Source organism: Bifidobacterium sp. LH_419 (assembly GCF_056356955.1).
This window is the reverse complement of sequence record NZ_JBKEVG010000003.1, coordinates 75,495-99,330: the sequence shown is the minus strand read 5'-3', so window position 1 is coordinate 99,330 and position 23,836 is coordinate 75,495. Positions and strand designations below refer to the sequence as shown.

The window sequence follows — 23,836 nt, the reverse complement described above, 5'->3', positions numbered from 1 at the left end:
ATTCCAATCGTTCGATAGGTCGGCGTCCCCTTCGCAAGGACGGGAACGGGAAGGCAAAGAAGACAGGGACCGGGAGAGACTGCGAGAAAGTAAGGGGAAAGGGCCAGGGGGCAGGCCCTTAGGCATGTGCCCGTCACCGCACCAGGAACACCATGGCGAGGATGAGCACGAAGCCCACCAGGTCGGTGGGCGTGAACACAGCTCCGAGGAACAGCACCGAGGAGACCGTGGCGGCGACCGGCTCGACCGTGCCGAGCATCGTGGCGCGCATCGCGCCGACCCGCACCACGCCCGCGAGGAACAGCCCGAACGCCCCGAACGTGCCCAGCACCACGGTGAACGCCATCAGCGCCCAGCCGAGCCCGTCGAACGAGGGCGACCCGGCCCACGGCCGCACGATCGGCAGCAGCACCAGCCCCGAGATGACGAACATCACGCCGTTGACCACCATGTTGCCCCACCGCTGCACGAGCTTCATCGGCAGAATCGACATCGCGCCGGTCGCCGCCGCGTTGATGAGCCCCCACACGAGGCCCATGGCCGGCAGTTTCAGCGTGGACAGGTCGCCACCGGTGGCGATGAGTACGGTGCCGGCGAACGCGAGCGCAACGCCCGCGCTTTCTCGCAGTCCAGGCAAGCGCCGCCCGCGGATGCAGACGAACAGCAGCACGAACAGCAGGTTCAGCGACTGCAATACGGTGGCGGTTCCGGCATTCGTCCAGTCGATCGAGGAGAGGTAGGCGACCTGCACGGCGAGCACGCATACGAGCGAGCACACGAAGAACGACAGATACGATTTCCGGTCGCGCACCGCGCCAGCGACGAGTTTCGGCGTGCGGATGCCCGCCGCGGCGAGGAACAGGACGCCGGCGAACAGTTCGCGCATGCAGGCGAGCCACAGCGGATCGACGTGGTACGGCCCCATCAGCACCTTCGATACGGTGGCGTTGCAGCCCCACAGCAGTCCGCCGAACAGGACGAGCCCTGCGCCGATCAGGATGTCGCGCGGCGTGCGTTCGAATGTGGCGACGCGCGCGTTCCCGGATTTCCCGCGCGATGATTCCCCGTTCCCGACTTGTTCGCGCGGGGCCCGTTGCTCTTCACTCATGGCTACCAGTATGGCACCGGACGATTCCCGAACCGCGGCAGAACCACGGCCGAGCGGCACTATGCTGGGGCGTATGAGCGAAGCACATGAATCCGAGAAGCAGTCACAGAGCCGGCCGCGGTCCGGCGAAGACGAGGACGGTCTCAAGCCGGTGAACGCGAAGACGCGCACCGTCACCATCGTCGCGACCGTGATCGGCCTGGTCGTCGTGTTCCTCGCGTTGGGTTTCTTCGTGCATTGGGGGCTCGCGGCGATCTTCGCGATCATCATGGTGCCGGGCGCGATCTCGATGGCGATCGTCGCGCGTCACCCGGAGAAGACGGGCGGGCGCAGCATGCTCGGCGTCTCGAATCCGAACACGCTGCTCGAACCGTTCACGGGGAAGCGGAAGTAGGGCTCTCCTTACACCCCCTCAGTCGCCTTTGGCGACAGCTCCCCCGCAATTACGGACAGCCTGCGGCTGACCTCATATCGGCTCGCCTGTCGGCTCGCACGTCGCCTACAAACGCCTCTGGCGTTTGCTTCACGGCGGCGTCCCGTCAGAGGGAGGCATGAAACGAGTCACATGGCCCGGGCGTTTTCGATGAGGGCGTTCCTGAGGTCGGATTCGATCTGACGCATCTTGACCTGGGCGGCCTCACGGTTCGCCTTGCCCTGCTTCTGGATCTGCACGGTCTCCTTCAGCGTGGCGATGAGCTCCGAGTTGATCTTCTCCAGCGTCTCGATCTCCACCACGGACCGCTGGTTCGCCTTCTCCGCGTCCACCGCGCCCTTGTGCAGGGCGGATGCGTTGCGTTGCAGCAGCTTGTTGGTCACGTCGTCGGCCTTGTTCTGCAGGTCGAGCGCCTTGCGCTGGTTGGACAGGCCGAGCGCGATCACCATCTGCGACTTCCACACCGGGATCGTCGTGGAGATGGTCGTGTCGATCTTGTCGACGATGGTCTGGTCCGCGTTCTGGATGATCTTGATCTGCGGCGCGGTCTGCAGCGTGACGACGGAGATACGGTCGAGGTCGTCGAGGCGCTTCTCGAACCGGTCGAGCTTCGCCTTGAAGTCCTTGAGCAGCTGCGCCTGCATCGGGTCGCCGCTCTTCGTCGCCTCCGCCTCGAGCGCGGGCAGCTGCGTGGCGCGGAAGTCGGCGAGCGCCTTCTTGCCGGCGAGCACGGTGATCTTGAGTTCGCGGTACTGCTGCGCGTTCTGCTCGTACATCGTGTTGTACATGGAGATGTCGGCGACGAGGCGCGACTGCGCGGCCTCCAGCTTGGTGATAATCTCGTCGATCTGCGCGTCGACCTTCTGGTAGCGGCGGCGCAGTTTGTCGATCGAGACGGCCACCTGGCCGAGGATCGGGATCTTGCGGAATCCGCTGAGTTCGGCCTCGTCGATGGTGACGAGCATCGTGCCGAGCAGTTCGCCCGCCTCGCCGGTGTCCTTCGAGCGGGTTTCGGAAAGGATTTCGTCGGCGAACGTGCTGGTGGCGCGTTGCGCGTCCTTGCCGTAGCTGGATTCGATGCCGTCGCGGGTGAAGTCGATCTGGTCGGCCATCTGCGCGACGGTCTGCTGGTCGGCGGCGGGAAGTTTCGCGATCTGCTGGTCGGGTGTGAGTTGGGTCGCGTCGGCGACGGCCTGTGCGGCGGTGGGGACGAGTTCGCCGGCTGCGGCGCCCGTTCCGGCGCCGTTCAGCCCGGCGAGTGCGGGATTCGTGACCGTGTTGCCGCCGGCGAGGTCGGCGAGTGAGATCTGTTTTGCCATGATGATTGTGTTCCTTTCGATAAACGGTTTTTGCCCCCTCAGTCGCCTTCGGCGACAGCTCCCCCTGAAGGGGGCGCAGGTCTCTCCCCCACCCGCTTCGCGGGAGTCCGGTGCAGCGTCACTGCGGCTGCGGCGTCAGTCCTTTGAGGGCTTCGATGAGCTCCTGCATGGCGCTGTTGCGGGGCAGTTCGGAGACGGCGGGGATCTGGTCGAGCGTGCCGTTCACCTTGAAGCGTTTGATCGAGTCGGTGCCGGTGAAGTTGGCGGCGCGGAACCCGTGCTGCTCCCAGGCGAGCTTCTGGATCGCGGGCGATTTGAGCACGGTGAGCAGCTTCTCCCCCTTCTTGTCGAGCGCCATCAGCGTGTGCGTGCTCCACACGGTGGGCGTCGGGTAGACGATGACGACGTCGTCCTTGATCTGCTTGAACGCGTCCGGCTGGTTGACGGCGAGGTCGAGGATCTGCGCTTCGTAGCCGACCATCATCGGCTTGGAGCCGACGCCGAGCGTGAGGAACTGGTTGAACGAATCCTCGGACGAGTTCTCCATCCATCCGGACTTCGCGAAGATCGACTTGATGGTCTCCTTGTCACGTGCGAGCGAGTCGGTGGTGGCGGGCTGCCCGCCGTTGAGCACGTTGGCGATGAGCGCCGCGTACTCGTTGCCGGAGTTCGACTGGACCGGGTCGGTGGAGTCGATGCGGAACTGTCCGTAGCCGGCCGCATAGCCGACGTCCGCCCACGTCTTGTCGTGCACCATCGCGTCGACGGCCTTGGCCATGTCCATCGAGTAGACGCCGTCCTTGCTTTTGCTCATCAGCCCGCCGGAGACGAGTCCGTCGGCGACGGCCTTGTGCGTGTACAGCACGATCGGCGAGTTGAACACGATGTCGCTCTGCGTGGCCTTCACCCCCTTGTCCGCGCCGTATTCGACGGCGGCGCGGGAGGAGGGGAACAGGTAGTCCATGCCCTTCGTGTCCGCGGTCATCATCGCGAGGCTGCCGGCCTTGCGGTAGTCGACGTTGAGACCCTGCGCGGCGGCGGCCTTCTGGAAGTCCGGATCGTCGAACAGTCCGATCTTCTCGCCGCCGAGGTAGCCGTTCACCTTCACCGTCTCGACGGGCGCGGCCGGCTTGGGCTGCGCCTGCCGCCAGACGAGCGTGCCTCCGATGATGGCGACGATGGCGAGCAGCGCCACCAATCCGATGATCTTCGATTTCGACAGTTTCATTCCTTCGACTCCGTTTCCGTCTGGTAGCCGTCCATGCTGGCGAGGCGCTGGATCGCGTCGGAGTCGGCGGCGATGCCGAGCGTCTTCGAGCTGACGGCGCGGCTCAGTTCGCCGGCGGCGGTGCGTTCCAGCACCTGCAGCGCCTCGATGGTCTCGACTCTCGCCTTCTCGGCCTGGTCATGCGCGCCGGACGATTCGACGTCCACGTAGGCGCGCAGCAGTTTCTGCGTCTGTTCGCCGTACACGGTGATGTAGTGGCGCAGGATCGCGTAGGCGGACGTGTCCTTGGCGACGTAGTCGACGAGGCTGCGGGTCGCGGCGACGAAGTCGTCCGCCTCGGCCTTCACCTGCTCGTCGTGCACCTGCCGGGCGAGCATGGCGATCGCGTTGAGGCGCGAGTTGGCGGCGTCGATCGCGTCGGCCGCCTTCTGTCCGTTCGGCAACGCGCTGGCGAGCATGTGGCCGATGCGGCGTTCCGGCTCGGTGAGCGACGACCCGGCGACGTAGCCGAGCGCGGCGAGCGCGAGCGAGACGCCGAGGCCGATGACGCCGCCGCCGGAGACGGCGAATCCGAGCACGGCGAGCACGCCGCCGGCGATGATTCCGCAGATGATCTGGAGCATCAGTTGAATCCCTTGACGGTGCGGAACACGTCGGCGAGGTCGCCGGTGCGGCCGTCGAACACCTTCGCGTTGGACATCTGCGCGATCGGGTCGAGCTGCGAGGAGTCGGCGTCGCCGAACATGATCGAGAAGATCGGGACGTCGAGGTTGTCGTCCTTGTACTGGGCGAGCGCGGCGTCACGGTTGTTGACCTGCGACTGGCCGTCGGTCATCAGCACGATCGCGGTCGTGTAGTCGTTCTTCTGGTCGGCGCCCGGCAGCTGCTGGTATGCGGCTTCGAGTCCCGCGTAGATGTCGGTGCCGCCGTCGGCCGCGGTGACTTCGGCCGTGTTGAGCAGGTTGCCGGTGTCGGTGCCGTTGGCGCGGATCGGATCGTGCGGGATGCTTTCGAACGGGATGAGGATGTTGACGTCGTTGCCGGAAGGCTGGATGTGCGCCGCCGCCGATTCGGTCGGGTCGAGCGCCGCCTTGAGGCCCTTGACGACGCCGTTCTTGCCGTCGCCGTCCATCGAGCCGGAGTAGTCGACGACCCACACGGTCCAGCTGGGCTTGCGCAGTCCGTTCTGGTACACGTCGAGCGCCTTGGTGATGGTCTTCGCGGTGGGCAGCGGGATCGCCTTCAGCGTGCTCGCGTTCGTGTCGATGCCCCAGGCGGCGCGGAACGACTGCTTGACCTGGCTGTCGGAGGCGTAGGTGAGCGCGCCGCCGAGTCCGGTACGGCGGCCCGCGCGCTCGAATTCGAGCTTGGAGTCCTTGGAGCGCAGCGCCTTCGCGAACGCGTCGTACGCCTTGCGCTTGCCGGAGGCCTGGCCGCGGTCCACGTAGCCGAGCGGCGAATCGGACACGGCGATGCCGTCGGACGGGTAGATGGTGAGGAGCGGGTCATGGCCGTTCTTCGTGAGCGTCTTATCGGCCTGGATGACGAGCGACTCGTAGTTGACCATCGAGTCGAAGCGGTCGGGGTTGGCCACGACCATGTCCTTCAGCCAGTCGGAGGAGCCGGAGGAGCGGTCCACGCCCTTGAGCAGCTGCGCGACCGACGAGGTGAGCGAGGCGTCGGCGAGGTCGCTGTCGGTGAGCGGGCCGGTGCCGCCGCGCAGCGCGGTCATGAACGCGAGGTACGCGGAGGCGCCCGAGTTGGACTGCGTGGCGGAGGTCATCGAGAACTTGAGGTCGCCGCTTTTCACCTTGGCGAGCACGTCGGCGGTGGAGACGGCCTTCGTCTTGCCGGAGGAGTCCGCCCAGCCGAGCTGTTCGGCCTTCTTCTTCGCGATGCCGAACACGATCGGCGTGGTGGACGTGCTCTGCGCGTCCTTGACGAGGTGCTTGGTGTCGCCCATCGAGATCCACATCGAGGAGGCGGGCCAGACGGCGTCGTACTCGGCGGCACCGGATTCGAGTACGTTCATGATGTCGAGCGAACCCATGTAGTCGACGGTCACGGTCACGCCGGACGCGTCGGCGGCCTTCTGGATCGCGCCGGCCACCTCCTTGTTCTCGGAACCGGAGGCGATGCGGATGTCGCCGGCGGAGCCGGAGCCCGGCTTGAACGTCTGCGTGGTGCCGTTATTGCTCGTCGACGAGGTGCCGGCGGGGGCGGAGGCGTTGCCGTTCGTGCCGTTCGACCCGTTGCCGGAACCATTCGATCCGTTGCCGCCCGACGCGCATCCGGTGAGCATCATGGCGGCGGCGCAAATCACTGCCGCCGCTGCGGCGATTCGACGGCGAAACCCAACTTTCCTATCCATGATTCCATTGTCGAACGCGCTTCTTGCGCCGCCGATACCGCCAAGCGACATCAAAGTGAACAATGCATGAAAAACAACACCCACCTACGTAGGGAGTCCGCTTCGCCTCCGCTCGTCCAACCCCCTCAGTCCGCTTCGCGGACAGCTCCCCCTGAAAGGGGGAGCAAGGAAAACCGACATCCGCGAAAGCGACGGCCATGACTCTGCGCCCCCCTTCAGGGGGAGCTGGCCGGCCGTAGGCCGGACTGAGGGGGTCAAGGACCGAGCCACACGAAGCCCGTCCGCTACTCTTCGGCGAGCATCTTGTCGCCATAGAAGGCGAGGATGCGTTCCAGATAAGGCCCGGCGACCTTGTTCGGCATCGAGAAGACCTCGTGCTCGGATTCGGGGATGCGCACGAGCGTGGCCTGGCCGGAGCCGTCCTTGACACGGCGCACGAACTCGGTCTGCGGCTGGTTGCGCACCCAGATGTCGCGCCCGCATTGGAACAGCAGAATCGGCGTCTCGATCTCGGCGCATGCGGCCGGGGCGAGCACGGCCCGGTTCATGCGCATCGCCTGCCGCACCCATTCGAACGAGGCGCAGTACGTCTGATATTCGGGATTGGCGCAACGTAGTTCGTGGTACCAGCGTTCGCGCGGCTCGCTCGACAGCTGGTAGGAGCTCAGGTCGAGCACGCCGTCGAAATCCTTCTGGCCGAACACGCGGTGGCGACCCAATCCGCACGCGCACAGCACGCCGACGAGCGCGCGCGTCAGCCACATCGGCATGCCGGTCTGCGGCGCGATCATCGGCGCGGACAGCACGGCCCGGTCGAACAGCGAGGGGTAGCGTTCCAGCACGGCTGCGCCGATGCCGCCGCCCATCGAATGACAGAACAGGTTGAGCGGACGGCCATCCGCGTACGACTGTCCGATCGTCTCGGCGAACCCGGCGAGGTCGGCGACGTAGCGCCGCCAATCGTCGATCCAGACGAGCGACGGATTGTCGACGTCGCGCGCGGACTTGCCGTGCCCACGATGGTCGAGCACGCACACGGAATAGCCGGCGAGCAGGAAGTACCAGACGAGTTCGTCGTATTTCTCGGCGAACTCGGTGAACCCGTGGCTGATGACGATCGCGCCGCGGAAGGCCGCGGTGGCGCCGGCCTCGCGCTGGGCGTCGAACTTGGCCGCGTCGTAGCACAGGTAGTGCAGCTGCCCGCCGCGACCGCCGGTGTCCATGTTGCCGGGCAGCGGTTCGAGCCCGGCGGCCCGCTCGGCGGCCGACGGGTCGAACCAGCCTTCGTCGCGGCAGGCGGCGAGCGCGGGGATCACGGTCCCGCGCATCGTCTCGGCGTACCGGCGTTCGTCGATCATGTTCAGCTGCGTCATGCCGCCCATCCTACGCGAGCGGCGACGTGATAGCGCGGTCCGGTCCGTCGCCCACCCCCTCAGTTCGGCCCATGGCCGGCCAGCTCCCCCTGATGGGACGTCGCCGTAGAGCAAACGCCGGCGGCGTTTGTAGGCGACGTGCGAGCCGACAGGCAAGCCGACAGGAGGTCAGCCATGGGCTGTCCGTAATTGCGGACGAGCTGTCGCGCGAAGCGCGGCTGAGGGGGTGCCTGCGAACCTACGCGAGGGCGTTCCTGAGGAAGTCGCGTTGGAGGGTGAGCAGGTTCTCGGCGACGGTCTCGTCGTTGGTCATGTGGGTGATGCCGGTGAGCGGGAGGAACGTGTGCGGGCGGCCGGCGGCCATCAGCGCCTGGGAGAGGCGCAGACTGTGCGCGATGGTCACGTTGTCGTCGGCGAATCCGTGGATGATCATGAGCGGACGGCGCAGTTTCGGCGCGTCCGCGATGATCGAGTTGCGTTCGTACACGGCCGGGTCGAGGCCGAGGTAGCGCTCGGTGTAGTGGGTGTCGTAGAGCGTCCAGTCGGTGGGCGGCGCGCCGGCGCAGGCGGCGGCGAACACGTCGGGGGCGTCGAGCACGGCGAGTGCGGAGAGGAATCCGCCGTACGACCATCCGATCATCGCGACCTTGTCGAGGTCCGGCGCGGGGATCGGCGCCGCGGCATCCACCTGCTGCGCCGCGTTGAGCGCGGCGACGGCGTCGGGCAGGGCGTGCACGGCTTCGATCTGGTCGGCGAGGGTCACGTCCTTCATGTCCTCGAAGATCTCGCGGTCCCAGCGCGGGCCGCGGCCGGTGGTGCCGCGGCCGTCCGCGGTGACGACGAGGAAGCCCTGGTCGGCCCACCATTGCGCGTCCCAGTAGAAGGACTGCGCGGCGACGACCTGCTGGAATCCGGGGCCGCCGTACGGCTTCATCAGCACGGGCAGTTGCGCGGCGTGCGCGTACGGGCTTCCGGCGGACGGCGCGACGATCGCCGTGTACAGGCGATGCTCGCCGAGCCGCGTGAACGTCACGTTCGGCGTGAATCCGGGTTCGGCGGCGTGGTTCGCGATGGTTGCGGCGAGGCGGGGGGAATCGGTCTCGCCCGTGGTCTCTCCCTCAGTCGGCTTCGCCGACAGCTCCCTCGTCAGGGGGAGCCCGGTGGTCAGCGCGTGTTCCATCGTGACGCCGGGGGCGGCCATCGAACGGCCGGTGACGACGATGCCGCGTCCGGCGCGCGACGCGGTCCACACGCCGGTCGTCGTCGTGACCGGCGTCATCGAACCGTCGTAGCCGAGGCTCACCACGTCGAAGCTGCGGGCGTCGTGCTGGACGACGGCAAGCACGTCGTCGTCGGTCACGTCGAGCACGGTGCGCACGTTCCAGCCGAGCGGCGTGAACGCGTGGCCGTCGACGGTGAGCCGGTTCGTGTCGCCGGCCATGTCGTTCCACGCGCTGACGAGCCGTCCGTCGGGCGTGAGCGCGGGCGTGCCGGCGACGAGGTCGATCCACTGGTCGTTCGCGTGCTCCTCCATCACGTGGGTGGAGCCGAACGGATGGTCGGCGGTCGGGCGCGCGACCGTGACCTGGAGCACCTGGTCGCGCGTCTGACGGCGGTTCTGGACGAGCACGATCGGGTCGTGGCCGCGCGTCCAGCGCACGGCGGCCACGTATTCGTAGGATTCGTTGTCCCAGTCGACGTCGGCGTTCGCGAGGATGCCCGTGTAGCGTCCGTCCGCGTCGAAGTCGAGCGCGAGCGCGGTCAGGTAGACGTCAGCGTTGCGGGTGAGCGCGCGCGGGTAGCGGCGGCCCGCGGCCGGCTGTTCCGGGTCGGCCGGATCGGCGATGTACCAGGTGGGTTCGTCGGCGGTGTCGAAGGATTCGAAGAGCACGTGGCGCGAATCGGGCGCCCACCAGAAGCCGTCGTAGCGGTCCATCTCCTCGCCGGCGACGAATTCGGCGAGGCCGATCCGCCACGTGTTCTCGGCCGGGTTGCCGTCCTCGTCCTCGACGGAGACGCCGTAGATCGCGGTCACGCGGTCGTCGAGTGGCTCGTAGTCGTCGTCTTCGGCGGCGTCGACGACGTCCTCATCCGGCCAGTCGCCGATGTCGACGAGCATGAGCCGCTCGCCGGTGGTGTACAGCACGTGCTCGCCGTCCGGGCTGATGCGCGGGTTGAGGACCGGCGTATACAGCGCCGGGTCCTCGTCGAGCCATGCGCCGGCGAGCTCGCGCGTGGCGACGTCCGGCGCGGCGGCGTGGCCGTCGGCCCCCTCCGCGTCGCCTTCCTCCGCATCGTCGCCCCAGTCGATTTCGGTGAGATACAGACGGCCGTTGATCGTGAACACGACGCGGTCGCCGTCGGCGCACACCGAATAGGAGACGATGCCGGCGCCGCCTTCGCGGGCGCGCTCGCGGCGGGCCTTCTCCTCGGCCGGGACGTCCTCGCTGTCCGCGCCCGCGCCGAGCAGGTCGCGCGGGTCGGCGAGCTTCGTCTCGTGGTGGCGGCCGTCCGCGTCGAACCAGCTGAGCCACAGGGTGGTCACCAGATCCTCGGGGCCGTCGGAACGCAGGAACAGGGCTTCGGAACCGTCGCCGATCGCCGTGGCGGAACGCGGGGCGCCGCAGGTGAACCGCAGGGTGCGCGCCTTCGCGCGGGGGAAATCATCGATAACACTCATGCCGCCCACGATACCCGTCTTCGCGCGGAGGCCACGGCAGGCGACCAAGTGGGGAATCAGCCCTAAAATGGCATGGCGTCGAGCCCGGAACACGCCGTGATTTGTTGCTTTTGCAAGTATCGACGCGTGAAATATGGCCCGTTCCAACCCCTGCGTACACTAGTCAAGGATAGAAAGGGATGACTATGAGCGTTCTCGACCGTTTTGAGAAAAGCGTGGAAGGCGCAGTGAACGGAGTGTTCTCGAAGTTCGGCTCCAAGGATCTGCAGCCCGTCGACCTGTCCAGCGCACTTGAGCGCGAGATCGACAACGAGGCCATGCCTGTGGGCCGCGACCGCACGGTCGCCCCGAACGAATACCGCTTCAAGCTGAGCACGCCCGACTTCGACCGCATCGAGCAGTGGGGCAGCGAGACCCTCGCCGACGAACTGGCCGACAACCTGACGAACTACGCGCGCACCCAGCACTACGCGTTCGTCGGCCCGGTGGTCGTGATCTTCGAGGAGGACCTCGACCTGAGCAAGGGCAGCTTCAAGCTGACCTCCGCCTCGGTGCAGGGCAACGCGGTGCCGGTCACCACCACCGACCAGAACCAGGACAGCCCGCTGCTGGAGATCAACGGCAGCCAGTACCTGCTCACCAAGGACAAGACGATCCTGGGCCGCGGCTCCGGCTGCGACATCGTCATCGACGACCCGGGCATCTCCCGCAAGCATCTCGAGATCGACATCACCCCGAACGGCGTGATCGCCCGCGATCTCGGCTCCACGAACGGCACGTACGTCGAGGGCCATCAGGTGCCCGCCGCCACGCTGCTGGACGGCAACACCATCACGATCGGCCGCACGCGCATCCTCTACTGGGCGTCCTCCCAGGAGCAGGAGTGACGCGCCCCACGGCGTGAAGATCCGTGGAGGCCCCGCAGGGGTCTCCGTAGAGATTAAGGTCGAAACCGCATGACCGAACTGACATTCGCACTGCTCAAGTATGGATTCCTGATTCTGCTGTGGGTGTTCGCGTGGTTCGCCGTGCGTTCTTTGCACAAGGACATCGAGTCCTTCAGTCCGCGTCCCTCGCGTTCGCGTCGTCGCAAGGAGCGCCATGCCGCGCGCAAGGCCGCCGCGCCCGCCGTCCCGGTGACGGGCGGCGCGCCCGTCGTGGCGCCCTCCGGCGAGACGCCGCGCACGAGCGCGCCCAAGCCGGCGGCGCCGCGTGCCACCACCCCCGCCGCCGCCGGCGGCACGTCCCAGGGGCCGACGCTGCTGGTCATCATCGACGGCCCGTTGGCCGGTTCCTCGGTGCCGTTGACCGGCGAGGCGATCACCCTCGGCCGCGCCGCGTCGAACACCGTGGTGCTCGACGACGAATTCGTCTCCTCGCATCACGCCCGCGTGTACGCCGATCCGCTGTCCGGCCAGTGGGCGATCGAGGATCTCGGCTCCACCAACGGAACCGTCGTCAACGGCCAGCGTCTGACCGTGCCAACCGTACTTCCCGCCCGTGTGCCCGTGCGCATCGGCGCCACTACTTTCGAGCTGAGGTGATGCATCCATGACAGGATCCGCCGACCAGTCGCCCACCACGCCGTTGCCGCAGCAGTCCGCCGGGCGCGCGCCCGAGCAGGACGAGCAGGCCACCCAGGCGATGCCCGTCAGCGCACGGGATACGCAGACCACCACGCCGATCGTCGTGAACCCGAATCCGGAACCGACCCCGGACGCGGTCGTCGCCGACGACGGCTATGCGGCCCCCGCCGGCGACGACATGGACGACATGATCGGCGACGCCGACGGCTCCGGCGACCCCGACACCGTCGATACCGGCACCGGCACCTCCGCCGCGACTGACGCCGACGCCGCCGACCAGAAGCTCTTCCTGTGCTCGACCACCGTCTCCGACGTGGGCACCGTGCGCGCGAACAACCAGGATTCCTCGTTCGCCGGCGAGCATCTCATCGCGATCTGCGACGGCATGGGCGGCCACGCGGGCGGCGACACCGCCTCGACGATCGCCATCCGCTCGCTCGCGCACATCGAACGCGACGACGTGACCGACGACGTCGCCTCCGTCGCCTCGATGATGGAGACCTCGGTGATGGCCGCGCACGACGCGATTGTCGGCAAGGCCCGCCGCGAACGCAAGCTCGCCGGCATGGGCACCACCGTGACCACCGTCGCGCTCGTCGACGGCTGGTGGGTGCTCGCGCACATCGGCGACTCCCGCGCCTACCTGCTGCGCGACGGCGTGCTGAGCCGCGCCACGCAGGACCACAGCTACGTCCAGCATCTCATCGACACGGGCCGCATCACCGCCTCGGAGGCGAAGAACCATCCGCAACGCAACGTCGTGATGCGCGTGCTCGGCGACTTCGACATCGACCCGCATCCGGACATCGCGATCCTCAAGGCGCATCCGGCCGACCGCTGGATGCTGTGCTCCGATGGTCTGTGCGGCGTGCTCGAGGACTCCACGATCGCCGAGACGATGACGGAACTGTCCGATCCGGCCGAATGTGCCCAACGTCTCGTCTCGATGGCGTTGCGCGCCGGCAGCACCGACAACGTGACCGCCGTGATCGGCGACGCGACGCTCGCGCTCGACGCGCACGCGTTCGCGCTCCCCCAGCAGACGCCGCTCGTCGGCGGTGCCGCGAGCGCCAGCCTCGAGCCGCTCGCCGACATCGTCAACGAGCCGGTCGCGACGGCCCCCGCGCTGCGCGACGACGGCTCTCCGGCCCGTCGCGCGGCCGCGCTCACGCAGGAGGCGCACGACGCGGCCTCCGGCGCGGGCCAGCGCGAGGAGGCGCCGCGCGTCGCCCAGCCGTCCATCGTGCGCGAGGAGGCGGGCGAACGCCGCAATCCGGACACGGGCGAGATCCCGGTCGTCAAGAAGAGCGATGGCGAAGTCACGACCGATCCGAACGATCCGGCCGTCAAGCAGGCGATCCGCGAGGAGAAGGTCGAACAGCGCAGGACCGAGCACGACCGCCGCCGGCGGCGCCGCGTCGCGCTCGTCGTGGCGATCGTCGCGCTGCTCGCCGCGATCGCGGGCGGCGTGTACGGCGCGTACCGCTACAGCCAGTCGAAGTACTACGTCGGCGAGGCGGACGGCGTCGTCGCGATCTATCAGGGCGTGCCCACGAACCTCGCCGGCCTCGAACTGTCGCACGAGGTGGAGCGCACGTCGATCCAGGTGAGCAAGCTGCCCGCCACGTGGCGCACCGAGTTGCAGCAGGGCATCGTGCGCGACAGCCTGAGCGAGGCTCAGGACCATGTCAAGCTGATCCGTGACGAGTTGAAGACGATGGAGAAGGAAGGCGGGGACCAGTGATGATCGTCCTCCGTCTCCGTCAGATCGCGCTGCTGCTCGCGTCGTTCGCGATCTGCGGCATCGCGTTCTACCAGATGTTCATGCGCGTCGACGGCTCGTTCCCGTCCGAGTATCTGATGGCGTTGGGCGCGGCCGGCGTGCTGTCGCTCGTCTTCTGGATCCTCGTGGACCGGTTCCAGCCGTATGCGAGCCAGGTGATCCAGCCGTGCGTGCTGTTGCTCACCGGCATCGGCGTCGTGATGATCGCGCGTATCGACCATGAGAACGAGTCCGCGGTGGCGCTGCGCCAGATCATGTTCGTATGCGTGGCGATCGTGCTGTGCGCGGCGCTCGTCATCGGCCTGCGCGACTACCGCGTGCTGCGCCGCTTCTCGTACGTGAGCATGGTGGTGGGCCTCGTATTGCTGCTCTCCCCGATGCTGCCCGGCCTCGGCCAGGAGATCAACGGCGCGCGCATCTGGATCCGCATCCCCGGCCTCGGGCAGATCCAGCCGGGCGAGTTCGCCAAGCTGTTCCTCGCGTTCTTCTTCGCCGCGTACCTGTTCGACCACCGCGACCAGCTGGCCGTCGGCGGCAAGAAGGTGCTCGGCCTGCAGCTGCCGCGCATCAAGGACCTCGGCCCGATCATCATCGTGTGGGTGGCCGCGATGGGCGTGCTCATCATGCAGCACGATCTCGGCACCTCGCTGATGTTCTTCGCGATGTTCGTCGCGATGCTGTACGTGGCGACCGGCCGTCTGAGCTGGATCGTCATCGGCTTCATCGCGTTCGCCGCGGGCGCGGTGCTCGCCGCGAGCCTGTTCAGCCATGTGGGCGCCCGCGTGGAGGCCTGGCTGCATCCGTTCGACAACGCACTGTACAACCGCGCGTACGGCGGCTCCTACCAGATCGTGACCGGCCTGTTCGGCCTCGCCTCCGGCGGCATGCTCGGCACCGGCCTCGGCCAGGGGCATCCGAATCTCACGCCGTTCGCGAACTCCGACTACATCTACGCCTCCGTCGGCGAGGAGATGGGTCTCGTCGGCTGCATGGGCGTGCTCGTGCTGTACATCATCATCATCGCCTCCGGCTTCATCACCGCGATGAAGATCAAGGACGGCTTCGGCAAGCTGCTCGCCTCCGGTCTCGTGTTCACGATGGCGTTCCAGGTGTTCACCGTGGTCGGCGGCATCACGCTCGTCATCCCGCTGACCGGCCTCACGCTGCCGTTCATGGCGGCCGGCGGCTCGTCGCTCATCGCGAACTACATCCTCGCGACGCTGCTGCTCATCATCTCGAACTCGGCGAACAAGCCCGCACCGGACACCGATTCCGAGACGTTCCAGTTCGAGGCGATGGCCGTGCTGCGCGACCATGAGCTCAAGGAACGCAAGGTCGAGCGCGCGGCCTCCGACGAGGCCGACGCCGAGCGCGAACGCCACGCCTCGCACGCCGCCCATGGCGCACATTCCGGCCGCGGCGGCCGTGCCTCGCGCGCCGAGCGGACCGCACGCGCCGCGCAGGGAGGTGCCCGATGAACAAGACCCTCCGCCAGCTGTTCACCGCCGTGATCGTGCTGTTCACTATCCTCGGCCTGTCGACGACGATCATCACCGCGATCCGCGCGACCGAGCTCAACACGGACACGCGCAACTCGCGCGCCCTCTACCATGAGTTCGGCGCGCCGCGCGGCTCGATTCTCGCCTCCGACGGCACGGTGCTCGCGCAATCGAATCCGTCGAACGACGCGTTCAAATACCAGCGCTCCTACGCGAACGGCCCGCTGTACGCGCCCGTGACCGGCTACTTCTCGATCAGCCAGCGCGCCGACCGCGGCATCGAGGCGTCGCGCAACTCGCTGCTCTCCGGCGAATCGGACAGCCTGTTCTGGCAGCGCATCAAGTCGACGCTCACCGGGTCCGAGAACAAGGGCGCGAACATCGAGACGTCGATCAGCACGGGCCTGCAACAGGCCGCGTACAACGCGCTCGGCAGCCAGTCCGGCTCGGTCGTCGCGATCGAACCGAAGACCGGACGCATCCTCGCGATGGTGTCGACGCCCAGCTACGACCCGAACCTGCTCACCACGCATGACGGCAAGACGCTGACCACGAACTACGCGAACCTCACGCAGGATCCGAACAATCCGATGCTCAACAACGCGACCAGCCAGCTGTTCCCGCCCGGATCGACGTTCAAGACCGTCGTGGCGGCCACCGCGCTCGAGACCGGCCAGTACCAGACGGACACGCAGATCCCGGCCGGCGCGAGCTACACGCTGCCCGGCACGGTCACCGACCTCACCAACGTCGAATACCAAGCGAACGGCTCGAACGGCACGATCAGCTTCGAGGACGCCCTCGCCTACTCGTCGAACACGGCGTTCGCCCAGCTCGGCGTCGCGCTCGGCCAGGACAAGATCGCCGACATGGCCACGAAGCTCGGCTTCGGCAGCTCGATCGTCGTGGACGGCACCGAATCGACCGGCTCCCCGATGAAGGCCGTAGCCTCGAACTTCCCGACGTCGATGACCGACGACAAGCTCGCACTCGCCTCGATCGGCCAGGGCGACGTCACCGAGACGCCGCTGCAGAACGCGATGATCGCCGCCGCGATCGCGAACGACGGCACGCTGATGCGGCCCACGCTCGTCGACCGCGTGCGCGCCAGCGACCTGTCCGTGCTGTCCGAGACGAAGGCCTCGACGATGTCCGAACCGTTCAGCTCGGACACGGCGAACAAGCTCACGCAGATGATGCAGGCGGTCGTCACGAAGGATTCCCCGACGCTCGCCCCGACCGGCGTGAGCGTGGCGGCGAAGACCGGCACCGCGCAGATCGGTGCCGACAACAGCGCGATCGACGCGTGGGTGATGGGCTTCGCCCCCGCCGACGACCCGAAGATCGCGATCGCCGTCGTCGTCCACAACACCACCGGATACGGCATCACCTCCGCCGGCCCGATCTTCCGCTCCGTACTCGAGGAGGCGCTCAAGCAATGAAACTGATCGAAGGACAGCTGATCCATCGCCGATACCGCCTTGACTCGCGCATCGCGAAGGGCGGCATGGGCGAGGTGTGGAAGGGCTGGGACATCCAGCTCGGCCGCCCGGTCGCCATCAAGGCGCTGCGCTCGGACCTGACGAACGCGGAGGCGAAGCTTCGCCGTCTGCGCGCCGAGGCGCACAATTCCGCGAACCTCGCGCACCCGAACATCGCCGCGCTGTTCGAATACTACGAGCATGACGGCATCGGGTTCCTCATCATGGAGTACGTGCCGTCGAAGTCCCTCGCCGACATCTTCCACGAGAAGGGCGCGATGGACCCGCTGGAGCTGCTGCCGATCCTCATCCAGACCGCGCGCGGCCTGTTCGTCGCGCACAGCCACGGCGTGATCCACCGCGACGTGAAACCCGCGAACATCATGGTCGCGGACAACGGCGAGGTGAAGATCACCGACTTCGGCGTCTCCTATTCGACGAACCAGGAGCAGATCACGCAGGACGGCATGGTCGTCGGCACCGCGCAGTACATCTCCCCCGAGCAGGCGCAGGGCCAGCAGGCCACGCCGCAGTCGGACATCTACTCGCTCGGCGTGGTCGCCTACGAGGGCCTGTGCGGGCACCGCCCGTTCACCGGCGCGACGCCCGTCGACATCGCGGCCGCGCATGTGAACGACCCGGTGCCGCCGCTGCCGGACACGGTCGACGTGCAGCTGCGCGAATTCGTCATGTCGATGCTCGCCAAGGACCCGCTCGACCGCCCGAAGGACGCGCTCGTCGTCTCGCGCACGCTCGCGCGCATCGAACGCCGCCTGCTCGACCAGCAGACCGAGCTCAACGACGCCACCATCACCACGGGGAGGCGCCTGCCGCGCAGGATCGCCAGCACCCCGCACATTCCCCTCGTCTCGTCGCCTGACAGGCGTGCCGCCGGCACGGACCAGCAGACGCTTTGGAAGGAGCAGCAATGAGCAACATGCCCTCTTCTCTCGCCCAGGGCCGCTACCAGCTGGGACAGCTGGTGGGTCGTGGCGGCATGGCCGAGGTGCACGTCGCCACGGACACGCGACTGGGCCGCACCGTCGCCATCAAGATCATGCGCGCCGACCTCGCCAACGACGAGATCTTCCTCAAGCGGTTCCGCCGCGAGGCGCATTCGGTCGCGCAGATGAACAATCCGAACATCGTCAACATCTACGATTCCGGCGAGGAGACGGTGATCTCCGAGAACGGCCAGCCCGAGCGCCTGCCGTACCTCGTCATGGAGTACGTGAAGGGCCAGACGCTGCGCGACATCATCCGCGTGAACGGCGCCCTGAGCCAGCGCGACGCCGAACAGGTGATGCTCGGCGTGCTCAACGCGCTCGAGTACTCGCACCGCATGGGCGTGATCCACCGCGACATCAAGCCCGGCAACATCATGATCTCCGAGCAGGGCATGGTCAAGGTCATGGACTTCGGCATCGCCCGCGCGCTCGACGATTCCGCCGCCACGATGACCCAGTCGCAGGGCGTGGTCGGCACCGCGCAGTACCTCTCCCCCGAGCAGGCGCGCGGCGAGACCGTCGACATGCGCTCCGACCTGTATTCGGCCGGCTGCGTGCTGTACGAGATGCTCACCGGCCGTCCGCCGTTCACCGGCGATTCAGCGGTGGCGATCGCCTACCAGCACGTCTCCGAGGTGGCGACGCCGCCGTCCGCCGTCGTTCCGGGCCTGCCGAAGATGTGGGATTCGATCTGCGCGAAGGCGATGGCGAAGGACCGTCAGAACCGTTACGCGACGGCCGCCGACTTCAAGAACGACATCCTCACGTACATGAACGGCGGCGTGCCGGTGGCCGCCGCGTTCAACCCGCTCACCGATCTGGCGAACATGAAGGCGCGCAAGCAGGCCGAGCAGGACGCCGCCACCGTGCCGCTCAACCCGAACGACAAGAATTCGACGCAGGCGTTCAATCCGGTGACCGGTCAGTTCGACCAGGTGCCGGCGGCCGTCGGCGCCGGCCAGCAGACCGCCGCGGCCGCCGCCCGCTCGCGCGCCGCGCAGCGCGAGGCCGCCGCGAAGGCGAAGCGGAAGAAGAAGATCATCCTCGGTTCGGTGATCGGCGGCCTGGTCGTCGTCGCGATCCTCATCGCCGTGTTCTTCGCGATGGGCGGCGAGAAGACGGTCTCGCAGACCGCGACCGTGCCGACGATCACCTCCGCGATGACGAAGGACCGCGCCAAGTCGACGATCGAGGCGGCCGGCTTCCAGTTCCAGGCGATGATCGACAACGATTCGACCGAGCCGGAGGGCACGTTCACCAAGCAGAGCCCGGAGGGCGGCACGAAGGCGACCAAGGGCTCCACCGTGAAGGTGTGGTTCTCCGCCGGCCCGCAGAGCGTGACCGTGCCCGACGTGAAGGGCATGTCCCAGTCGGGGGCGAAGGCCGCGCTGGAGAAGGCCGGGTTCAAGGTCCTGTCCAGCGTGCAGTCCGAGAACAGCGCCGACATCGAGCAGGGCGCGGTGACGCGCACCGATCCGGCGGCCGGCACCTCGCAGCCGAAGGGCACAGCGATCCAGCTGTACGTCTCCTCCGGCATGACGAAGGTCCCGGACGGCATCGTCGGCCAGGCCAAGGACGCCGCGGTCGCCTCGCTGCAGTCGCTCGGCTTCACCGTGACGATCACCGAGGAGTATTCGGACACGATCGCCGCCGGCACGGTGATGAGCGTCAACCCGGGTTCGGGCTCGTCCGTCGCGCAGGGCTCCGCGGTCACGGTCGTCGTGTCGAGGGGCAAGGAGCAGGTGACGGTGCCGGACGTGACCGGTCAGACGTATTCGGCCGCCAAGGCCCAGCTGGAGGCGCTCGGCTTCACTGTCACGCAGTCCGGTTCGACCGGCACGAGCGACAAGGTGACCTCGCAGAACCCGGCCGCCGGCCAGGCTGACAAGGGCGCGACGATCACGCTCACCACGCAGAGCTCCAGCTCGAGCTCCGGAACCGGCTCCGGTTCCGGTTCCGACAGCGGCACCGGTTCAGGCAACGGCGACACCGCCGAACCCGTCACCAAGTAGGTTCTCGCAATAGGCCCCCCTCTGTCGAGGGGGGCCTATCTGCTACTTCACTACTTTGGGTTGGAGACCTTGGGCGTTGGCTACGGCGGTGGTCTGGCCGCAGACGGCGAGCCAGTTGGCGAGCAGACGGTAGCCGTCCTGCGTCATCACCGATTCGGGGTGGAACTGCACGGCGAACATCGGCTTGCCCTTCACGCGGATGCCCTGCACGATGTGGTCGCCCTGCGTCCACGCGGTCACTTCGAGCGTGTCCGGCACGGAATCGGGCTCGACGGCGAGCGAATGGTAGCGGGTCGCGGTCATCGGATTCGCGACGCCGGCGAAGATCTCGTCATCGACATGCTCGACGAGGCTCGTCTTGCCATGCATGATCGTCGGCGCATGGTCGACGGTGGCGCCGTACACCTCGGCGAGCGCCTGCAGGCCGAGGCACACGCCGAACATCGGCTTGCCCTGCTTGGCGCACAGTCGAATCATGTCCTCGCTGGCGCCGGAATCGGCGGGAGCGCCGGGGCCGGGGCTGATGAGCACGCCGTCGTAGCCGTCGGTCACGTGCTCGTCGGACGGATCGATGGCGTCGTTGCGCACCACGTCCACGGTCGCGCCGAGCGTCTTCAGATAGCCGACGATCGTGTAGACGAACGAATCATAGTTATCGATCACCAGAATATGCGCGGAATCGGTCACGATGGCTCCTTTACGGCATCCTCACGGGCGTCCTGTCGCAGACTCCCGTCGCGGGAAATAGGGACGTACTGACCGCCAGTCTACCGCCGCGCGCGCGACGTGGCCGCGGGCTTCCCGCGCCACGGACGCGACGCGCGCATCGTGCGCGGCCGGCGCGTGGCGACGCCACGGCCGCGCGACGAGCGCGACGAGCGCAACGAGCGCGACGTCACGACGACACCGCGAAATTGCTCATCTGCTGGAGGAACGGGATGTTGGTGGCCGCCCACGGGAACGCCCACTCGAACAGGGCGGCCGCGGCGGCGACGCACAGCAGGCCGAGCAGGACGAGACGGACCGGCAGCACGCCCGGCTGAAGCCGCAGCAGGCCGCCGTAGATGCTCGCGTCGGGGCGCGGGCGGAGGCCAGCGCGGATCGCGGCGCGCGCCGGCCAACGCCACGCGACCGCGGCGGCGATGAACAGGATGAGCCACGCGACGAGCGCGACGATCACGACCGGCTTCATCGAGCCCATGCGCGCGGGCAGCGACATCGCGGTGGTGCTGTTGCTCGCGAACTTCACCTTGCCGGACGAGTCGGTGGTGGCGAGCTCCTGCGGGATGCCGTCGGACACCTTCGCCCAGTACTTGAGTTCGCCCCAGACGATCCAGCGATGCGTCGGCGTCGAGTATTTCGGCTCGCAGGTGGTGAGCGTGATCATGCGCTTCGTGGCCTGCTGGCCACTGTTGAACGGGTCGGGGGCGATCACGTAGACGTCTTCGGGCAGCACGATCTTGTACTTCGTGAACGTGTAGACGTACCAGTAGTCCTTCGTGCGCACGACGATTGGATCGCCCTCCTTGAGCTTGTCGACGTCGCCGAGCGGTTCGCCGTAGCCGTTGCGGTGGCCGGCGATCGCGAAGTTGCCGACCTGGCCGGGCAGCTGCGTGTCCTCGTAGTGGCCGAGACCGTGGCGGGCCAGCTGGGCGGCGTCCGTGCCCTCGACCACGTTGCGCTGCCAGCCGGCACCGAAGCGCGGCACGTACAGCTGCGCGATCAGGTCGCCGTAGCTCGCCGACTCAGGCTGCACGGGGGCGTCGCCCTGCTGCGCCTGCGCGATCTTCGTGTCGTTTCCGCTTGCGGACGGGTCGGACCAGGAGACCTTCTGACGGGTCTCGACCTGCGTGCGTTCCGCCTCGACGCCGGTCCACCACATCTGCCACACGATGTAGAGCGCGCAGATCGCGGCGAGCGTGATGAGGATCTCGGCGAGGATGCCGACCGCCTGCCAGACGGGGCCGTTGCGGCGGGAGGGGGGTGTCGCGGTTGCGGGATTCGCCGCGGCGCCGGGGGGCATCGGTACCGGTGGCATGCCTGCGTTGCGTGAGGCGCGTCCGTGCTGTGCGCTGTGCTTCATCTGGTCATTCCCCTTCCGTCGCGGATTGGCCGGCCGTGGAGCCGGCCGCCGACTGCGTATCGTTCGTGGTATCGGTGGTATCGGTGGCGTCCGTGGTATCGGTGCCGCTGCCCTTGGTGACGGCCGCGTACTTGAGCGGCTGCAGCAGGGACGGCGTCTCGTCGAACGTGAGGCTCTTCTTGCGCTCCACCTTCCAACCGAGGCCGAACGCGCTCACGTACTGCTTGTAGATGGCGATCGCCGGCGACTCGTCAAGTGCCTCGATGAGCTGGTCCGGATCGCCGATCGCCGAGATCGTGAACGGCGGCGAATACTTCTTGCCGTGCAGCGAGACCACGTTGCCGGAGCAGATGACCGCCGAATTGAACAGCATGCGCTGGTCCATGAACTGCATCGAATCGGCTCCGCCCGCCCACAGGGCGTTGATGACCGCCTCGAGATCCTGCTGATGGATCACGTACTTGTCGATGTCGCTGCTGGAACCGGACGAATCGACCGCCTGCTCCCACATCGGCGAATCGTTGAGCGTGACGGTGATGCCGGGGCCCTCCACCTTCGGCAACGTCGTGCCGGTGCCGGAATCCTCGCTGGTGGACGGGGTGTCGCTGTTCTTCGCGGTGAGCTCGGTGAGCGTGCTCACGTCGGAGCTGAGCTTCTTCACGTCGGCGGACAGGCCGTCGACCTCCTTGACGCGCTGTTCGACGAGCTGCGCCGTATCCGAATTGACGACGGTCGTGCGGTTCGCGCGCAGATTCGTCGCGAACAGGTAGCCGGTGAGCGCCACGACGACCATGATGGTGACGCTGCCCCACAGGGAACGTTTCGCGATATGCTTGCCGCCATGTCTGGCCATACGCGCGCCTTTCGTCTGTGTTCCGGCTGTTCCGGCTGTTCCGGCCATGGCTCCACCCGGATTTCACCAGATTGCGAACGTCATGGCGGGCATTGTTCGCCGCTTTCGAGTGTAGCCACTATTATGACTCCTAGCCTATTGAAATGGAGACTACGCTGATGGCTGACGAAGAGCTCAACGAGAACGACGCGAAGGACCAGAAGGACTGGCAGTCCGAGACCGCAACGACTGCGGACACGAAGGCGGACACGAAGGCCAAGTCCGATTCCTCCGATGATTCCACCGACAACGGGTTCACCGTGGACATGGATCAGGTCGAGGCCGTCCTGAACGCCACCGCCGACAAGTCGGCCATGACGCCGCAGATGAAGCGCATGATGGCCCGCCAGGAGGAGAACACGAAGCGCGTCGAGGAGACGATCAAGGGCACCAAGTCGAACCCGCGCTGGTTCGTGCCGCTGTTCTGCATCCTCATGGTGATCGGCCTCGTGTGGGTCGTCTGCTACTACCTGACCAGCAACTACCCGATCCCGAACATCGGCGCCTGGAACCTGCTCATCGGCTTCGTGATCATCATGATCGGCTTCCTCATGACCATGTGGTGGCGCTGAGCGCAGAGCGACGCGCGCCCAGCGTGCTCGTGCCCGAAGGGGGTGTGGCCATTGGCCACACCCCCTTCGTCATATCTCCGCGCCCCCTCAGGGGAAGCTGCACATGCCCCGATACGCCGTCCCCCTGCGCCCCCTTCAGGGGGAGCTGTCCGGCTTCGCCGGACTGAGGGGGTTCGGGGCCGAGGGACTGGGGACTGAGGTACTCGCCTCCCTCTGACGAGGGAGGTGTCAGCCGCAGGCTGACGGAGGGAGAGACCCCGCGCCGCGGTGGACGACTGTGGATAACGGATGTGGAAAGTTGTCCACAGTTATCCACAGGACCTCAGATATTGGAAATACTGGGATTGCGGACGATGTTCACGGAGTTATCCACAGGTTATCCACAGTTGTGCACAACTTATCCACTGGT

Annotated in this window: 17 protein-coding genes and 3 pseudogenes; 10 read left to right on the top strand and 10 right to left on the bottom strand. The window is 67.2% G+C overall.

The genetic code is table 11. From position 1 onward, the window contains the following. Positions 1 to 133: 133 nt before the first annotated feature. Positions 134 to 1,108: a DMT family transporter gene (locus tag AC1AYX_RS03835; protein WP_476502256.1), complete on the bottom strand. Its 975-nt coding sequence runs from the start codon at positions 1,106 to 1,108 to the stop codon at positions 134 to 136. Between the two features lie 73 nt (positions 1,109 to 1,181). On the opposite strand from AC1AYX_RS03835, the gene AC1AYX_RS03830 reads away from it, so the two are divergent. Beyond that, positions 1,182 to 1,502 carry a hypothetical protein gene (locus AC1AYX_RS03830; RefSeq protein WP_476502255.1) on the top strand — a complete coding sequence of 107 codons (321 nt, stop codon included), beginning with the start codon at positions 1,182 to 1,184 and terminating at the stop codon, positions 1,500 to 1,502. A 167-nt stretch (positions 1,503 to 1,669) separates the two neighbouring features. Here AC1AYX_RS03830 and AC1AYX_RS03825 read toward each other — a convergent pair whose 3' ends face one another. The 6 genes from AC1AYX_RS03825 to AC1AYX_RS03800 form a co-directional block, all read right to left on the bottom strand. Beyond that, the gene (locus AC1AYX_RS03825; RefSeq protein WP_476502254.1) at positions 1,670 to 2,860 is read right to left on the bottom strand and encodes a toxic anion resistance protein; all 1,191 of its coding nucleotides are present in this window, start codon (positions 2,858 to 2,860) and stop codon (positions 1,670 to 1,672) included. A 118-nt stretch (positions 2,861 to 2,978) separates the two neighbouring features. After that, positions 2,979 to 4,088, bottom strand: a complete 1,110-nt coding sequence (locus tag AC1AYX_RS03820) for a hypothetical protein (RefSeq protein ID WP_476502253.1) — start codon at positions 4,086 to 4,088, stop codon at positions 2,979 to 2,981. After that, entirely contained in the window at positions 4,085 to 4,711 is a 627-nt protein-coding gene (locus tag AC1AYX_RS03815; protein WP_476502252.1) for a hypothetical protein, read from the bottom strand. Before AC1AYX_RS03815 ends, AC1AYX_RS03820 begins: the two co-directional genes overlap by 4 nt. Then, the gene (locus AC1AYX_RS03810) at positions 4,711 to 6,459 is read right to left on the bottom strand and encodes a VWA domain-containing protein (RefSeq protein ID WP_476502251.1); all 1,749 of its coding nucleotides are present in this window, start codon (positions 6,457 to 6,459) and stop codon (positions 4,711 to 4,713) included. Before AC1AYX_RS03810 ends, AC1AYX_RS03815 begins: the two co-directional genes overlap by 1 nt. A gap of 284 nt (positions 6,460 to 6,743) precedes the next feature. Further along, positions 6,744 to 7,841: an alpha/beta fold hydrolase gene (locus AC1AYX_RS03805; protein WP_476502250.1), complete on the bottom strand. Its 1,098-nt coding sequence runs from the start codon at positions 7,839 to 7,841 to the stop codon at positions 6,744 to 6,746. A gap of 229 nt (positions 7,842 to 8,070) precedes the next feature. Further along, positions 8,071 to 10,512 (bottom strand): prolyl oligopeptidase family serine peptidase, encoded by a 2,442-nt coding sequence (locus AC1AYX_RS03800; RefSeq protein WP_476502249.1) that lies wholly within the window; start codon positions 10,510 to 10,512, stop codon positions 8,071 to 8,073. 185 nt (positions 10,513 to 10,697) lie between these two features. Between AC1AYX_RS03800 and AC1AYX_RS03795 the strand changes: the two genes are divergently transcribed. From AC1AYX_RS03795 to pknB, 8 genes and pseudogenes are all read left to right on the top strand, one after another. Further along, on the top strand, positions 10,698 to 11,399 hold the full coding sequence (locus AC1AYX_RS03795; protein ID WP_476502248.1) for an FhaA domain-containing protein: 702 nt from the start codon (positions 10,698 to 10,700) through the stop codon (positions 11,397 to 11,399). A 69-nt stretch (positions 11,400 to 11,468) separates the two neighbouring features. Continuing rightward, positions 11,469 to 11,613, top strand: a pseudogene (locus AC1AYX_RS03790) (FHA domain-containing protein FhaB/FipA); the annotation flags it as partial. A gap of 71 nt (positions 11,614 to 11,684) precedes the next feature. Continuing rightward, positions 11,685 to 12,056 (top strand): annotated as a pseudogene (locus AC1AYX_RS03785) (FHA domain-containing protein FhaB/FipA); the annotation flags it as partial. A 7-nt stretch (positions 12,057 to 12,063) separates the two neighbouring features. Further along, a pseudogene (locus AC1AYX_RS03780) lies at positions 12,064 to 13,483 on the top strand (PP2C family protein-serine/threonine phosphatase); the annotation flags it as partial. Between the two features lie 358 nt (positions 13,484 to 13,841). Further along, entirely contained in the window at positions 13,842 to 15,359 is a 1,518-nt protein-coding gene (locus AC1AYX_RS03775) for an FtsW/RodA/SpoVE family cell cycle protein (protein WP_476502307.1), read from the top strand. Beyond that, the gene (locus tag AC1AYX_RS03770) at positions 15,356 to 16,822 is read left to right on the top strand and encodes a peptidoglycan D,D-transpeptidase FtsI family protein (RefSeq protein ID WP_476502247.1); all 1,467 of its coding nucleotides are present in this window, start codon (positions 15,356 to 15,358) and stop codon (positions 16,820 to 16,822) included. The genes AC1AYX_RS03775 and AC1AYX_RS03770 overlap by 4 nt, the downstream gene beginning before the upstream one ends. Beyond that, complete coding sequence (locus tag AC1AYX_RS03765) at positions 16,819 to 17,793, top strand: serine/threonine-protein kinase (RefSeq protein WP_476502246.1); 975 nt, start codon at positions 16,819 to 16,821, stop codon at positions 17,791 to 17,793. The genes AC1AYX_RS03770 and AC1AYX_RS03765 overlap by 4 nt, the downstream gene beginning before the upstream one ends. Continuing rightward, positions 17,790 to 19,880, top strand: coding sequence for a Stk1 family PASTA domain-containing Ser/Thr kinase (pknB, locus tag AC1AYX_RS03760; RefSeq protein WP_476502245.1), 2,091 nt, complete (start codon positions 17,790 to 17,792; stop codon positions 19,878 to 19,880). The genes AC1AYX_RS03765 and pknB overlap by 4 nt, the downstream gene beginning before the upstream one ends. A gap of 42 nt (positions 19,881 to 19,922) precedes the next feature. Here pknB and AC1AYX_RS03755 read toward each other — a convergent pair whose 3' ends face one another. The 3 genes from AC1AYX_RS03755 to AC1AYX_RS03745 form a co-directional block, all read right to left on the bottom strand. Further along, on the bottom strand, positions 19,923 to 20,567 hold the full coding sequence (locus tag AC1AYX_RS03755) for an anthranilate synthase component II (protein ID WP_476502244.1): 645 nt from the start codon (positions 20,565 to 20,567) through the stop codon (positions 19,923 to 19,925). Positions 20,568 to 20,775: 208 nt separating this feature from the next. Further along, entirely contained in the window at positions 20,776 to 21,963 is a 1,188-nt protein-coding gene (locus tag AC1AYX_RS03750; protein WP_476502243.1) for a class E sortase, read from the bottom strand. Positions 21,964 to 21,967: 4 nt separating this feature from the next. After that, positions 21,968 to 22,816 carry a DUF881 domain-containing protein gene (locus AC1AYX_RS03745; RefSeq protein ID WP_476502242.1) on the bottom strand — a complete coding sequence of 283 codons (849 nt, stop codon included), beginning with the start codon at positions 22,814 to 22,816 and terminating at the stop codon, positions 21,968 to 21,970. A gap of 143 nt (positions 22,817 to 22,959) precedes the next feature. On the opposite strand from AC1AYX_RS03745, the gene crgA reads away from it, so the two are divergent. Beyond that, positions 22,960 to 23,427: a cell division protein CrgA gene (gene crgA / locus AC1AYX_RS03740; protein ID WP_476502241.1), complete on the top strand. Its 468-nt coding sequence runs from the start codon at positions 22,960 to 22,962 to the stop codon at positions 23,425 to 23,427. The last annotated feature ends 409 nt before the right edge of the window (positions 23,428 to 23,836 follow it).